This is a genomic window from Paenibacillus silviterrae, assembly GCF_030167925.1.
Lineage (GTDB): Bacteria > Bacillota > Bacilli > Paenibacillales > NBRC-103111 > Paenibacillus_G > Paenibacillus_G silviterrae.
Window position 1 is genome coordinate 3628990 of the sequence record NZ_JASKUT010000001.1, and the last position, 15810, is coordinate 3644799.

General features: G+C 49.2%; 14 protein-coding genes. All 14 read right to left on the bottom strand.

Annotated features, from left to right (window positions below; genetic code table 11):
• Positions 1-2: 2 nt before the first annotated feature.
• Complete coding sequence (gene rplV / locus QMO62_RS16600; protein ID WP_284642719.1) at positions 3-338, bottom strand: 50S ribosomal protein L22; 336 nt, start codon at positions 336-338, stop codon at positions 3-5.
• Between the two features lie 49 nt (positions 339-387).
• The gene (gene rpsS / locus QMO62_RS16605) at positions 388-669 is read right to left on the bottom strand and encodes a 30S ribosomal protein S19 (protein WP_284642720.1); all 282 of its coding nucleotides are present in this window, start codon (positions 667-669) and stop codon (positions 388-390) included.
• Between the two features lie 36 nt (positions 670-705).
• On the bottom strand, positions 706-1536 hold the full coding sequence (gene rplB / locus QMO62_RS16610) for a 50S ribosomal protein L2 (RefSeq protein WP_284642721.1): 831 nt from the start codon (positions 1534-1536) through the stop codon (positions 706-708).
• Between the two features lie 31 nt (positions 1537-1567).
• Positions 1568-1858 carry a 50S ribosomal protein L23 gene (gene rplW / locus QMO62_RS16615; protein WP_284642722.1) on the bottom strand — a complete coding sequence of 97 codons (291 nt, stop codon included), beginning with the start codon at positions 1856-1858 and terminating at the stop codon, positions 1568-1570.
• The gene (gene rplD, locus QMO62_RS16620; protein ID WP_284642723.1) at positions 1858-2481 is read right to left on the bottom strand and encodes a 50S ribosomal protein L4; all 624 of its coding nucleotides are present in this window, start codon (positions 2479-2481) and stop codon (positions 1858-1860) included. The genes rplW and rplD overlap by 1 nt, the downstream gene beginning before the upstream one ends.
• Before the next feature lie 25 nt (positions 2482-2506).
• Entirely contained in the window at positions 2507-3133 is a 627-nt protein-coding gene (gene rplC, locus QMO62_RS16625; RefSeq protein WP_284642724.1) for a 50S ribosomal protein L3, read from the bottom strand.
• Positions 3134-3187: 54 nt separating this feature from the next.
• The gene (gene rpsJ / locus QMO62_RS16630) at positions 3188-3496 is read right to left on the bottom strand and encodes a 30S ribosomal protein S10 (protein ID WP_006212922.1); all 309 of its coding nucleotides are present in this window, start codon (positions 3494-3496) and stop codon (positions 3188-3190) included.
• A gap of 288 nt (positions 3497-3784) precedes the next feature.
• On the bottom strand, positions 3785-4975 hold the full coding sequence (gene tuf / locus QMO62_RS16635; RefSeq protein ID WP_284642726.1) for an elongation factor Tu: 1191 nt from the start codon (positions 4973-4975) through the stop codon (positions 3785-3787).
• Positions 4976-5010: 35 nt separating this feature from the next.
• The gene (fusA, locus tag QMO62_RS16640; RefSeq protein ID WP_284642727.1) at positions 5011-7086 is read right to left on the bottom strand and encodes an elongation factor G; all 2076 of its coding nucleotides are present in this window, start codon (positions 7084-7086) and stop codon (positions 5011-5013) included.
• 42 nt (positions 7087-7128) lie between these two features.
• The gene (rpsG, locus tag QMO62_RS16645) at positions 7129-7599 is read right to left on the bottom strand and encodes a 30S ribosomal protein S7 (protein ID WP_284642728.1); all 471 of its coding nucleotides are present in this window, start codon (positions 7597-7599) and stop codon (positions 7129-7131) included.
• 45 nt (positions 7600-7644) lie between these two features.
• A complete protein-coding gene (gene rpsL, locus QMO62_RS16650; protein ID WP_284642729.1) occupies positions 7645-8064 on the bottom strand; it encodes a 30S ribosomal protein S12 in 420 nt (139 codons plus the stop codon).
• A 134-nt stretch (positions 8065-8198) separates the two neighbouring features.
• Positions 8199-8450 carry a ribosomal L7Ae/L30e/S12e/Gadd45 family protein gene (locus tag QMO62_RS16655; RefSeq protein WP_284642731.1) on the bottom strand — a complete coding sequence of 84 codons (252 nt, stop codon included), beginning with the start codon at positions 8448-8450 and terminating at the stop codon, positions 8199-8201.
• A gap of 148 nt (positions 8451-8598) precedes the next feature.
• A complete protein-coding gene (rpoC, locus tag QMO62_RS16660; protein WP_284642732.1) occupies positions 8599-12216 on the bottom strand; it encodes a DNA-directed RNA polymerase subunit beta' in 3618 nt (1205 codons plus the stop codon).
• A gap of 46 nt (positions 12217-12262) precedes the next feature.
• Positions 12263-15799, bottom strand: a complete 3537-nt coding sequence (gene rpoB, locus QMO62_RS16665) for a DNA-directed RNA polymerase subunit beta (protein ID WP_284642733.1) — start codon at positions 15797-15799, stop codon at positions 12263-12265.
• Positions 15800-15810 lie beyond the last annotated feature (11 nt).

The window sequence follows — 15810 nt, forward strand, 5'->3', positions numbered from 1 at the left end:
CCTTATTTCTCAGATACCACTAATGTGATGTGGCTGGTACGTTTATTGATGCGGCTCGCACGACCCATAGCGCGAGGACGGAATCTCTTAAGAGTCGGACCTTGATCAACGAAAGCCTGGGAAATGACCAAGTTGTTTACGTCCAAAGAGTAGTTATGCTCTGCGTTCGCAATCGCGGAGTTCAGAACCTTCTCGATGATCGGAGAAGCGGACTTCGGAGTGTGGCGCAGGATGGCGATCGCTTCACCTACTTGCTTACCGCGGATCAAATCAACCACGAGTTGAGCTTTACGAGGAGCGATACGAACATATCTTGCAATAGCTTTTGCTTGTTGCATGGATGTACCTCCTTTCATTTACGCTGAATCTATTCGATCGAAATCAATCTTATCGCTTGCCCGTCTTCTTATCGGAATCAGTGTGACCTTTGTAAGTACGGGTTGGAGCAAATTCACCCAGCTTATGTCCGACCATATCTTCGGTTACATATACAGGTACATGCTTCTTGCCATCATAAACCGCAAAAGTGTGACCGATGAATTGCGGGAAAATCGTCGAGCGGCGAGACCAAGTCTTGATCACTTGCTTCTTGCTTGCTTCATTCATGTCTTCCACTTTTTTCAAAAGGTAACCATCGATAAAAGGACCCTTTTTCAAACTGCGACCCATGCGTATTTCCTCCCTTCGTTAAAACGAGTGGTTATATTACTTCGTACGACGACGAACGATGTACTTGTTGGAATGCTTGTTTTTCTTCCGTGTCTTGTAACCAAGGGTAGGCTTGCCCCAAGGAGACATAGGAGATTTACGTCCGATTGGCGAACGGCCTTCACCACCACCGTGAGGGTGATCGTTAGGGTTCATTACGGAACCGCGAACTTCTGGACGTTGTCCAAGCCAACGGGAACGACCGGCTTTACCGATTTTCACGAGTTCGTAGTCTTCGTTACCTACGGAACCGATGGTAGCGCGGCAAACCTTCAGGATCTTGCGAACTTCACCGGAAGACAAACGAACGGTTACGTAAGTTTCTTCTTTACCGAGAAGCTGAGCTTCAGTACCGGCTGCACGAACCAATTGTCCGCCTTTGCCTGGTTTCAACTCGATGTTGTGGATAACTGTACCTACCGGGATGTTTTCCATCGGAAGCGCGTTACCGATTTTGATATCCGCAGTTGGTCCGGAAACGACTTGATCGTCTACCTTCAGTCCTTTAGGAGCGAGGATATAACGCTTCTCACCGTCCACGTAGTGAATCAAAGCGATGTTAGCCGAACGGTTCGGATCGTATTCGATCGTAGCAACGCGTCCTGGTATTCCATCCTTGTTCCGCTTAAAGTCAATAATACGGTATTTACGCTTGTGACCGCCGCCTTGATGACGAACCGTGATTTTACCTTGGTTGTTACGGCCTGCTTTCTTGCTAAGAGGCGCAAGAAGCGATTTCTCCGGTGTGGATGTTGTGATTTCTTCGAAAGTAGAAACCGACATCGCACGTCTTGCAGGAGACGTTGGTTTATATTTTTTTACTGGCACGTGGATTCCCTCCTTACTTCAAAAGTTTCTATTAAACCGATTCAAAGAATTCCAATTCTTTGCTGTCTGCGCTAAGCTTCACGATAGCTTTCTTCCACTCGGAAGTATAACCGGAGTAACGGCCATAACGCTTCGGCTTTGCAGGCATTCTCAAAGTATTAACATCAGTAACCTTCACTTTGAAAATGGACTCGATCGCTTGCTTGATTTCCGTTTTATTCGAGCGCATGTCGACTTCGAAAACGTATTTCTTCTCAGCCATCATTTCGCTAGTACGTTCAGTAATAACCGGGCGCTTAATAATGTCGCGAGGGTTTTTCATTACGCAAACACCTCCTCTACCTTTTGCACCGCGTCCTTAGTGATGATCAACTTGTCATGAACCATTACGTCCAGAACGTTGATACCGTCAGCAACTACGAACTTCACACCAGGAATGTTGCGTGCAGACAATGCTACATTCTCTTCATACGAAGCTGTTACAACCAAAGCTTTGCTCGCAACCTTCAGGTTACCCAGGATTGCAGCGAATTCTTTCGTCTTAGGAGCTGCCATAGTCAGCTGATCCAATACGATGATATTGCTAGCAACTACCTTAGAAGACAAAGCAGATTTGATCGCCAAACGACGAACTTTCTTAGGCAGCTTGTAAGAATAGCTGCGCGGAGTCGGACCAAATACGGTTCCGCCACCCTTCCATTGAGGAGCACGGATACTACCTTGACGCGCACGACCCGTACCTTTTTGCTTCCAAGGCTTACGGCCACCGCCGCGAACTTCGGAACGACCTTTAGTTTTATGAGTACCTGCACGAAGGGAAGCACGCTGCATCAGTACAGCTTCGTTCAAAACATGAACGTGCGGCTCGATACCGAATACGGAATCAGACAATTCCACTTCGCCAACCTGGGCACCACTAACGTTATATAATGCTACTTTTGGCATCTGTTAATCCTCCTTTCTCGCTTTCTTAGGCTTTCACCGAAGATTTAACCGTAACGTAGCTGTTCTTAGGACCCGGAATGGAGCCTTTTACAAGAATTACGTTGCGTTCTGCATCCACACGAATAACTTCGAGGTTCTGCAATGTAACTGTTTCTTTACCCATATGTCCTGGCAGGTTCTTACCTTTCGGAACGCGGTTCGCTTGGATGGAACCCATGGAACCTGGACCGCGGTGGTAACGCGAACCGTGAGTCATTGGACCTCTGGATTGGTTATGTCTCTTAATTACGCCTTGGAACCCTTTACCCTTGGAAACGCCTGTTACGTCAACGAATTCGCCTGCTGCGAAGATGTCAGCTTTAAGCTCCTGACCTACCTCGTAGTCACCGATTTGAATGCCGCGAATTTCTTTAACGTAGCGCTTAGGTGTTGCGCCTGCTTTCTTCGCATGGCCCAACTCAGGTTTATTCGCTCTTTGCTCTTTCTTATCGTCAAAACCGATTTGGATTGCTTCGTACCCGTCATTCTCCAAGTCCTTCTTCTGGAATACAGTGTTAGGACCAGCCAGAATTACAGTAACCGGTACAACCAATCCTTCCGGAGTGAACACTTGAGTCATTCCAAGCTTCTTACCTAAGATACCTTTAGTCATCGTTGACACCTCTTTTCCTCTCATGCATTGTATTTAACGAGCTGTTACTATCTATTACAGTTTGATCTCAATATCCACACCGGATGGCAGATCCAAACGCATCAAAGCGTCTACGGTTTGTGGTGTAGGATTCACGATATCGATCAAACGCTTATGTGTGCGCATCTCGAACTGCTCGCGCGAGTCCTTGTACTTATGAACCGCACGCAGGATCGTGATAATTTGCTTCTCAGTCGGAAGCGGAATCGGACCAGATACTCCTGCCCCGGAACGCTTGGCTGTTTCCACAATCTTCTCAGCGGACTGATCCAGAACTCTGTGATCATAAGCCTTCAAACGAATACGAATCTTTTGCTTTGCCATAGTATTCCCTCCTTCTATCGCCCAATTTAGTATCGGACATACTCCGTGAAAATCTCCTGACGCGGTCCCTATGGCAAAGGGGCCGGGTGTGTCAGCAACCTCTCACATCATCGCAACGTCACAGACCAACGTTCACTATTATATAAAAAATGAAAACATAATGCAAGTTTTTTTTCATGCATTCGCCTAAGAAAAATACTTACTTATTATAATAGAAGAAACTTTAAAAAACAAAGGAAAAACCCTCCACCGAAGTGAAGGGTTTCTTCTATTATATAGGTTGGCGAATTACTTCTGGATTGAAGCAACTGCGCCTGCGCCTACTGTACGTCCGCCTTCACGAATCGCGAAGCGAGTACCTTCTTCGATCGCGATTGGGGAGATCAGTTCTACAGTAACGGAGATGTTATCTCCAGGCATAACCATCTCTGTACCTTCTGGCAGGTTGATGATACCAGTAACGTCAGTTGTACGGAAGTAGAACTGAGGACGGTAGCCAGTGAAGAAAGGCTTGTGACGGCCACCTTCTTCTTTAGTCAGAACGTAGATTTGAGCTGTAAAGTTAGTGTGAGGCTTAACGGAACCTGGCTTCGCAATAACTTGTCCACGCTCGATATCTTTACGGTCTACACCGCGAAGCAATGCGCCGATGTTGTCACCAGCTTGAGCGGAGTCAAGCAGTTTACGGAACATCTCAACACCCGTACATACGGATTTGCGAGTTTCTTCTTGAAGACCGATAATTTCAACTTCGTCACCAACTTTAACAACACCGCGCTCTACGCGACCTGTAGCAACGGTACCACGACCAGTGATCGTGAACACGTCCTCTACCGGCATCAAGAAAGGCTTGTCAGTGTCGCGCTCTGGAGTTGGGATGTAAGTATCGATGTGCTCGAACAGCTCAACGATCTTGTCAGCCCAAGGACCATCTGGGTTTTGAAGTGCTTCACGAGCAGCGCCGCGAACGATTGGAGTGTCGTCGCCTGGGAACTCATATTCGTTCAGCAGGTCGCGAACTTCCATTTCAACCAGTTCGAGCAACTCTTCGTCTTCAACCATGTCACACTTGTTCAGGAACACAACGATGTAAGGTACGCCTACCTGACGGGAGAGCAGGATGTGCTCGCGAGTCTGTGGCATTGGGCCGTCAGCTGCGGATACAACCAGGATCGCTCCGTCCATTTGAGCTGCACCAGTGATCATGTTCTTAACGTAGTCGGCGTGACCTGGGCAGTCAACGTGTGCGTAGTGACGGTTAGGAGTTTCGTATTCAACGTGAGCAGTGGAGATTGTGATACCGCGCTCGCGCTCTTCTGGAGCTTTGTCAATTTGGTCGAATGCTACAGCAGCACCGCCGTATTTTTTGGAAAGAACCGTTGTGATTGCCGCAGTCAAAGTTGTTTTACCATGGTCAACGTGACCGATAGTACCGATGTTAACGTGCGGCTTATTGCGTTCAAATTTCGCTTTTGCCATGAGATAGAATGCCTCCTCAAAGTAACAATTTTATATTAGGCGCCTTTGTTTTTTGCCACGATCTCTTCGGCAATCGACTTAGGCACTTCCTCATAATGAGAAATTTCCATGGAGTACACACCGCGACCTTGCGTACGGGAACGAAGCGTCGTGGAGTATCCGAACATTTCGGAAAGAGGTACCTTAGCACGAATGATTTGTGCACCGAACTTGGCGTCCATACCTTCGATACGGCCGCGGCGGGAGTTCAGGTCGCCCATAACATCGCCCATGTATTCTTCCGGAACGGTTACTTCTACTTTCATGATTGGCTCAAGCAGAACCGGCTTACACTTCTCAGCCGCTGCCTTAAGCGCCATAGAACCGGCAATTTTAAACGCCATTTCACTGGAGTCTACATCATGGTAGGAACCGTCAACAACCACGGCTTTGATGTCAACAAGCGGGAAGCCTGCATAGACACCATTTTTCATGGATTCTTCGATACCAGCTTGAATTGGTGCGATAAATTCACGAGGAATCGATCCACCCACAACCTTGCTCTCGAATTGGAACCCTGTGCCTGGCTCAAGAGGTTCGAACTCAACCCAACAATGTCCGTATTGACCACGGCCACCGGATTGGCGTACGAACTTACCTTCAACTTTAGCCGCTTGCTTGAATGTTTCGCGGTATGCTACCTGTGGTTTACCCACGTTGGTTTCTACCTTGAATTCACGAAGCATACGGTCAACGATGATCTCAAGGTGAAGCTCACCCATACCAGCGATGATCGTTTGGCCTGTTTCTTCATCTGTATGTGCACGGAATGTCGGATCTTCCTCAGAAAGCTTGGACAAAGCTACACCCATCTTATCTTGGTCTGCTTTGGTCTTCGGCTCAACCGCGAGCTGGATAACCGGCTCAGGGAAGTTCATCGATTCCAGGATTACCGGATGCTTCTCATCACAGAGTGTGTCCCCTGTAACGGTATCCTTCAAACCAACGGCAGCTGCAATATCACCAGCATAAACTTCCGTGATTTCTTGACGGCTGTTGGCATGCATCTGAAGAATACGACCGATACGCTCACGCTTGCCTTTAGTTCCATTCAAGACGTAAGATCCGGAGTTCAGAACACCGGAATATACGCGGAAGAATGTCAGCTTACCAACAAACGGATCCGTCATGATCTTGAAAGCAAGTGCAGAGAACGGTTCATTATCAGCAGATTTCCGTACGACTTCTGTACCATCATCGAGTGTTCCTTTGATATCAGGAACATCAATTGGAGAAGGCAAGTAGTCAAGCACAGCATCCAACATCATTTGAACGCCCTTATTACGGTAAGAGGATCCGCAGATAACTGGGAAGATCTTAACGCTAACTACACCTTTACGAAGGCCGCTCTTGATTTCTTCGACGGAAAGCTCTTCGCCTTCCAGATATTTCATCATGAGCTCTTCGTCCAGTTCCGCTACTTTCTCTACCAGTTCAAGGCGAAGCTCTTCAACCTTGTCTTTGAGGTCAGCAGGGATTTCGACTTCCTCAGGGTCTTTACCCAGGTCGTCCTTGTAAACATATGCTCTACGCTCAACGATATCTACTACGCCTTTGAAGTCGTTCTCTGCACCGATAGGCAGCTGGATAGCTACTGCGTTTGCACCGAGCTTCTCACGCATCGATTCGATTACCTGAAGGTAATCCGCACCGATGATATCCATTTTGTTAACGTAAGCGATCCGAGGAACGCCGTAGCGGTCCGCTTGTCTCCAAACGGTCTCGGACTGAGGCTCAACGCCTTCCTTCGCACTGAATACGCCTACGGCGCCGTCAAGTACGCGGAGGGAACGCTCAACCTCAACTGTGAAGTCAACGTGACCCGGGGTGTCGATAATATTGATACGGTGACCCTTCCACTGAGCTGTAGTAGCAGCGGACGTGATAGTGATACCACGTTCTTGCTCCTGCTCCATCCAGTCCATTGTCGCAGCACCCTCGTGAACTTCACCGATCTTGTGCACGCGGCCTGTATAGAACAGAATGCGCTCAGTAGTAGTTGTCTTACCGGCATCGATATGCGCCATGATCCCGATGTTACGTGTATCCTTCAGAGAAAACTCTCTTGCCATCAGGAAATCTCCTTCCTACACTTAGGAATTTGAATTTGGATTCTACCAACGATAGTGCGCGAACGCTTTGTTGGCTTCTGCCATTTTGTGTGTGTCTTCGCGCTTCTTAACCGATGCGCCAGTGTTGTTGCTTGCGTCGATGATTTCTTGAGCAAGTCTTTCTTCCATCGTCTTCTCACCGCGCAGGCGGGAGTAGTTTACAAGCCAACGAAGTCCCAAAGTAGTGCGGCGCTCAGCGCGAACTTCTACTGGTACTTGGTAGTTAGCACCCCCAACACGGCGAGCTTTAACTTCAAGAACAGGCATGATGTTCTTAATCGCTGTTTCGAACACTTCCATTGGTTCTTTACCCGTACGCTCTTGAATCAGGTTGAAGGCATTATAAAGGATGCGTTGTGCAGTACCTCTTTTACCATCAAGCATCATTCTGTTGATCAAACGGGTAACCAATTTGCTATTATAAATTGGATCTGGCAATACGTCTCTGCGAGTAACTGGACCTTTACGAGGCATAGTTATCCCCCTTTCTCAAAAAATTCATTCTGTCATTCTAGTGTATTACTTCTTCACTTTCGGACGCTTAGCGCCGTACTTGGAACGAGCTTGCTTACGGTTGTTCACGCCTGCAGTATCAAGCGCACCACGAACTATGTGGTAACGAACCCCTGGAAGGTCCTTAACACGACCGCCGCGGATCAGCACTACGCTGTGCTCTTGCAGGTTGTGTCCGATACCCGGGATATAAGCAGTTACCTCAACACGGTTAGTCAAACGAACACGCGCATATTTACGAAGAGCGGAGTTCGGTTTCTTCGGCGTCATTGTACCTACACGAGTACATACACCACGCTTTTGAGGAGCGCTCAAATCCGTCGCTTCTCTCTTCAAGGCGTTGAAGCCTTTTTGCAGAGCAGGGGATTTGGATTTTACAACTTTTGCTTGACGTCCTTTACGAACGAGCTGGTTAATTGTTGGCATGTGGCCACCTCCTTCTAAGAAATAAGTCCTTTCTGATTCCAAGCCCACAGATCCAGGCGAATCGTAAATGAACAAAGGAAAAGTTTTTGCCGCCAAGACTCAGAACAAGTTTTCACGACAAAAACATGATGACTTCATTCATTCACTACCGCCGCCATAGCAGCGCCTACTTCAATTCCACACGCTTTACCTAGCATTTTCATGGATTCCACGTATGTTACTTTAACCCCCAACTTCTTGCAGAGGTTAACCATCTTTATCGTAATTCGCGGATCTGCATCTTTCGCAACAAACACTTCCGTGGCCTTGCCTAGCTCCACGACCTTGGTTGCCTGCTTCGTGCCGGTAATTATATTAGCCGCCTGTTTCACTTCTTCATAAGACATAGAAACATCCTTTCAGAGGGACAGGTGATTCATATAAAATGGCACACTTTGATATATTAGCACTTAGAAAAAGCAGTGTCAAGGAAAGCAGCTGGTCTTCACAAAGAATTTATTTGGAAATTCACAAGAAGACCAGCAGTTCCCATTGTTACTCTACGGTTACAGCTTCCACTTCGTTCTCTACCGCTTCCGTCTCATCCTCATTCGGGTTGGTGATACGGATGTTGCGATATCTCGACATCCCTGTACCCGCAGGAATCAGCTTACCGATAATAACATTCTCTTTCAAACCTAGCAACTGGTCAACCTTACCTTTGATCGCCGCGTCCGTGAGAACGCGGGTCGTCTCTTGGAAGGACGCTGCAGATAAGAAGGAGTCCGTCTCGAGAGAAGCTTTGGTAATACCGAGAAGAACAGGTTTAGCGACTGCTGGCTCTTCTCCAGCAAAGAGCGCCACCTTGTTCGCTTCTTCATATTCATGAATGTCAACGAACGATCCTGGAAGCAAAGTAGTATTCCCTGCATCCACAATACGTATCTTCCGCAGCATCTGACGAATCATAACCTCAACGTGCTTGTCGTTGATTTCTACGCCCTGGTTCCGGTATACGCGCTGAACTTCCTGTAGGATATAGTTCTGCACGCCGCGGATCCCCTTGATGCGCAGCATTTCTTTCGGGTCGATGGAACCTTCGGTGAGCTCGTCGCCCGCCTCTACGTTCTGACCGACCGTCACACGAACACGGGAGCCGTAAGGTACGGAATATACCTTGGATTCCGCTTCACCGCTAACTTCAATCTCGCGGCGCTCTTTCGCTTCACGGATATCTTTAACCACACCGTCGATCTCGGTGATGATCGCTTGCCCTTTTGGATTCCGAGCTTCGAAAAGCTCCTGAATCCGCGGAAGACCTTGCGTAATATCATCTCCGGCAACACCACCGGTATGGAACGTACGCATCGTGAGCTGAGTTCCAGGTTCCCCGATGGACTGGGCTGCGATGATACCGACCGCTTCTCCGATCTCTACATGCTGGCCTGTAGCCAAGTTACGTCCGTAGCATTTCTTACATACGCCATGGCGCGTGCGGCAGCTGAGAACAGAACGGATTTGCAGCTTCTGAATATCGGCGTCAACAATTGCATCTGCAATTCCAGATGTAATTAGCTCGTTTCTGGACACAATAACTTCACCGGTTTGCGGATGACGGATCGTCTCGAACGAATAGCGTCCTTCAATACGGTCATACAGATCCTCAATAACTTCCTTGCCATCCTGAATACGGCTAACAATAAAGCCTTTATCCGTACCGCAATCTTCGTCACGAACGATTACGTCTTGAGCAACGTCTACGAGACGACGAGTCAAGTAACCGGAGTCCGCCGTACGAAGCGCCGTATCAGCCAAACCTTTCCGTGCACCGTGCGTGGAGATAAAGTATTCCAATACCGTCAGACCTTCACGGAAGTTCGATTTGATCGGCAACTCGATAATTCTACCGGACGGGTTGGCCATAAGACCCCGCATACCGCCCAGCTGGGTGATCTGCGATTTGTTACCCCGCGCTTTGGATTCCACCATCATCATGATGGAGTTGTATTTGTCTAAGGATTTCATCAGGATATCCGTGATTTCATCCTTCGCTTTACTCCAGATGGCAATTACGCGATCATAACGCTCTTCGTCCGTAATGAGACCGCGGCGATATTGATTCGTAACTACCCGAACCTTCTCTTCCGATTCTCCCAAGATGCGTTCCTTCTCTTCCGGTACCGTAACGTCGGCAACGGCGATCGATATACCCGCACGGGTTGAATAGGTGAAGCCGAGCTGTTTAATGTTATCCAAAATGATGGATGTCTGCGTCGTGTGATAACGACGGAAGCACTCTGCAATGATCGTTCCCAGATAATCCTTACCTACCGCCTTCTGCTCCGGCAGTTCCTCAAACTTCTTGCGGATATCTCCGCCCTTCTCGAATACAAAGAAGGTGTCAGGAATGCCGTTCAACAGATTTTGCTTTGTAGGCTCGTTAATGAATGGGAAATCGGCCGGATAGATTTCGTTAAAGATAATCTTACCGATCGTTGTTACGAGCATCGCTTCCTGCTGCTCCGGAGTAAAACTGGTTTTACCCAAAGCTTTTGCCGGAATGGCAACACGCGCGTGCAGGGATGCATCTCCGCGATGGTACAAGGACACGGCTTCATGAACGGTACGAAGAATCGTTCCTGCTCCCTTAGCAGTCTTGCTGTCCATCGTCAAGTAGAAGCTACCGAGAACCATATCCTGAGACGGAGTAACAACCGGCTTGCCGTCCTTAGGGTTCAAGATATTGCCTGCTGCAAGCATCAGAATTCGTGCTTCCGCTTGCGCTTCCGCAGACAATGGTACGTGAACGGCCATCTGGTCCCCGTCAAAGTCAGCGTTATACGCTGTACATACGAGCGGATGCAGCTTAATCGCACGACCTTCTACGAGAATCGGCTCAAACGCCTGAATCCCGAGTCTGTGCAAAGTGGGGGCACGGTTCAGAAGAACCGGATGCTCCTTAATGACTTCTTCAAGAACGTCCCATACCTCAGGGCTCACGCGCTCTACTTTGCGCTTCGCACTCTTGATGTTGTGGGCCAAGCCTTTATTCACAAGCTCCTTCATTACGAAAGGCTTGAACAATTCGAGTGCCATTTCCTTCGGCAGACCGCATTGATACATCTTCAGGCTCGGTCCTACTACGATAACGGAACGGCCGGAGTAGTCAACACGTTTACCCAGAAGGTTTTGCCGGAAACGACCCTGCTTACCCTTAAGCATGTGGCTTAGGGACTTCAGCGGACGGTTACCCGGTCCGGTAACAGGACGGCCGCGACGACCGTTGTCGATCAAAGCGTCGACCGCTTCCTGCAGCATCCGCTTCTCGTTCTGAACAATGATGTCCGGTGCGCCGAGGTCTAGCAGTCGCTTCAGACGGTTGTTCCGGTTGATTACGCGGCGGTACAGATCGTTCAAGTCGGAGGTGGCGAAACGACCGCCATCGAGCTGAACCATCGGACGAAGCTCCGGCGGGATGACCGGAAGCACATCGAGTACCATCCACTCAGGCAAGTTTTTGGAGTTCCGGAATGCTTCCATTACCTCCAAACGCTTGATCGCACGGTTACGACGTTGACCTTGCGCTGTTTTTAGCTCTTCTTTGAGCATATCGACTTCCTTCTCGATGTCGATATCCATAAGGAGCTTCTTGACTGCTTCAGCGCCCATACCGGCTTGGAAAGCATAACCGTACTTCTCACGATAGCTGCGGTATTCCTTCTCCGAGAGCAATTGCTTCTTCTCCAGAGGTGTATCTCCTGGATCCGTCACTACGTAGGAAGCGAAGTAAATGATTTCTTCCAAGGAACGGGGAGACATATCGAGTGCAAGACCCATACGGCTCGGAATTCCTTTGAAGTACCAAATATGCGATACAGGGGCCGCGAGCTCGATGTGACCCATCCGCTCACGACGCACCTTTTGACGAGTTACTTCGACGCCGCAGCGATCGCAGACAACGCCTTTATAACGTACACGTTTATATTTACCGCAATGGCACTCCCAGTCCTTGGTCGGCCCGAAAATTTTCTCACAGAACAAGCCTTCTTTTTCCGGCTTCAGCGTTCTGTAGTTAATCGTCTCCGGTTTTTTTACTTCACCTCGGGACCACGACCGGATCTTATCCGGAGAGGCCAAGCCGATTTTCATAAATTCAAAGTTGTTGACGTCCATGAAGGAGCAACCCTCCTCATTTGTGGTGTAACAAGCATGTAAAAAGTTATTCTACACCCATTTCCGCGCCTTCAAGATTAAGGTTCAGCTTATCGCTTGTTACCTCATCATCATCGTCCGCTTCCTTCATTTCGATCTCTTCTTCGTTCTCGGTCAGGATCTTCACGTCCATACCCAAGCTTTGAAGCTCTTTGATCAATACTTTGAAGGATTCCGGAACGCCCGGCTCAGGAACGTTCTCACCTTTGACAATCGATTCATAAGTCTTCACGCGCCCTACGACGTCGTCAGACTTGACGGTCAAGATCTCTTGAAGTGTATAAGCGGCACCATAGGCTTCAAGCGCCCATACCTCCATCTCACCGAAGCGCTGACCGCCGAACTGCGCTTTACCACCCAGCGGCTGCTGCGTAACAAGCGAGTAAGGACCTGTCGAGCGGGCATGGATCTTATCGTCAACCATGTGCGCCAGCTTAATCATGTACATGACGCCGACGGTAACTTCGCGTTCGAATGGCTCACCTGTACGACCGTCGTATAAGAGGGTTTTCCCGTTACGCTGCATACCGGCTTCTTCCATGGTATCGAACACGTCATACTCGCGCGCGCCGTCAAATACCGGGGTTGCTGTATGAATACCCAGATATTTCGCTGCCATACCTAAGTGAAGCTCAAGCACCTGACCGATGTTCATCCGGGAAGGAACCCCGAGCGGGTTCAATACAACCTGCACCGGTGTGCCGTCCGGCAGGAACGGCATGTCCTCTTCGGCCAGAATACGGGCGATAACCCCTTTGTTACCGTGACGTCCCGCCATCTTATCGCCTTCGGAAATCTTCCGCTTCTGAGCGATGTAGACACGTACGAGCTGGTTCACACCAGGAGGCAGCTCATCGCCGTTCTCACGGGTGAACACCTTCACGTCAACAACGATACCGTCGGTACCGTGAGGCACACGCAGGGAGGTATCACGGACTTCACGTGCTTTCTCACCGAAAATCGCATGGAGCAAACGCTCTTCCGCCGTCAGCTCGGTTACCCCTTTCGGCGTTACCTTACCGACAAGGATGTCGCCGGCAGCAATCTCAGCACCCACGCGGATAATTCCGCGCTCGTCGAGATTTTTCAGCGCATCTTCCCCTACGTTCGGGATGTCGCGTGTAATTTCTTCCGGCCCCAGCTTGGTATCCCGCGCTTCGGACTCATATTCTTCAATGTGAATGGAAGTGTACACATCTTCCTTCACAAGCTTTTCGCTAAGCAGGATCGCATCCTCGTAGTTGTAGCCTTCCCAAGTCATAAAGGCAACGACGACGTTACGTCCAAGAGCCAATTCGCCCATCTCCGTGGATGGACCGTCGGCTAGAATATCTCCGACGCGAACTTGCTCGCCCTTGCGGCAAATCGGACGCTGGTTGATGCAAGTACCTTGGTTGGAGCGCATAAACTTATGAAGCTTATGCTTCACCAGATCGCCGGTTACAAGCTTGCCGTCGACCATATCCTGACGACGAACCCAAATCTCATTCGCCGAGACGCGTTCTACGAAGCCGTTCACCTTAGAAACGATACAAACCCCAGAGTCCTTAGCCGATTTATGCTCCATACCGGTACCTACGAGAGGCGCCTTAGGGATCAATAGTGGTACGGCCTGCCGCTGCATGTTGGAACCCATGAGCGCACGGTTGGAGTCGTCATTCTCCAGGAACGGAATGAGCGCTGTTGCAACGGATACAACCTGTTTAGGCGATACGTCCATGTAGTCAACGCGATCCTTAGGTAGAACGAGGTTATCATCCTTGTAACGAACGATAACAGTATCGTTCTTGAAGCGGCCTTCTTCGTCCAGCTCGGCGTTCGCCTGAGCCACAACGTAGTTATCCTCTTCATCCGCTGTCAGGTAAGCAATCTGATCCGTAACACGACCCGTCTTAGGATCAACCCAACGATATGGGGCTTCGATGAAGCCATATTCGTTAATCCGCGCGAACGTGGACAAGGAGTTGATCAGACCGATGTTCGGACCTTCCGGCGTCTCGATTGGACACATACGGCCATAGTGGGAGTGGTGAACGTCGCGGACTTCGAAGCCTGCGCGCTCTCTCGTCAAGCCGCCGGGACCGAGTGCCGACAAACGACGCTTATGCGTAAGCTCGGCTAGCGGGTTCGTCTGGTCCATAAACTGCGACAGCTGGGAGCTTCCGAAGAACTCCTTGATCGAAGCGATAACCGGACGAATATTAATCAAAGCCTGAGGCGTAATGACATTGGCATCTTGAATCGACATCCGCTCGCGTACCACGCGCTCCATCCGGGACAAACCGATACGGAACTGGTTCTGGAGCAGTTCGCCTACGGAACGAAGACGACGGTTACCCAGGTGGTCGATATCATCCGTGTTGCCGATTCCGTGCAACAAGTTAATAAAGTAATTGATAGAAGCGATGATGTCAGCAGGCGTAATATGCTTGACCGACTTATCAATCTTCCCGTTCGCCGTCACCTTGACGATCTTGCCGTCTTCCAGAGGCGAATATACATTGATGCTCTGCAGCGGAATACGATCGGACTCCGTAACGCCGTTGACAACAGCGTACTCCTTAAAGCCTACGTTATCTTCCAAATGCGGCAGAATCTCATCTAACAAACGACGGTCAATCAATTGGCCGGCTTCCGCTAGAATTTCACCCGTCTCCGGATTTACTAGCGTCTCAGCCAGGCGTTGATTAAACAAACGATTCTTGATGTGAAGCTTCTTATTAATCTTGTAACGACCTACATTTGCCAAATCATAGCGCTTCGGATCGAAGAAACGGGCAACGAGCAGGCTGCGCGCGTTATCCAGTGTAGGAGGCTCACCCGGACGAAGACGCTCGTAAATCTCAATGAGAGCCTTATCCGTAGAGTCCGTGTTATCCTTATCCAGGGTGTTGCGAATGTACTCGTCATCACCCAGCAAATCTATGATTTCCGCATCCGTACCGAAACCGAGAGCACGCAGCAACACGGTTACCGGAATTTTGCGTGTACGGTCGATCCTTACATAGATGATATCCTTCGCATCCGTTTCGAGCTCGAGCCATGCACCGCGATTTGGAATGACGGTAGCGGTATATGTTTTCTTTCCGTTCTTATCAACCTTCGTGCTGAAGTATACACTCGGAGAACGAACCAGCTGACTGACGATAACCCGTTCGGCGCCGTTGATAATGAATGTACCGGTTTCCGTCATCAGAGGGAAGTCTCCCATGAAGACCTCTTGCTCTTTGACCTCGCCGGTTTCCTTATTAATCAACCGTACCTTTACTCGAAGCGGTGCGGCAAACGTGACGTCACGCTCTTTGGATTCGTCTACCGAATACTTAGGCTCTCCTAAGCTATAGTCGATGAATTCCAGCACTAAATTCCCCGTAAAATCCTGTATCGGGGAAATATCCTGAAACATTTCACGCAATCCTTCATCAAGAAACCACTGATATGATTTCTGTTGGATTTCAATCAGGTTCGGAACTTCCAAAACCTCATGAATCCGAGCATATGACCTGCGCTTACGTCGACCTAATTGAACAAGATGACCCGCCAACTTAGATTCAC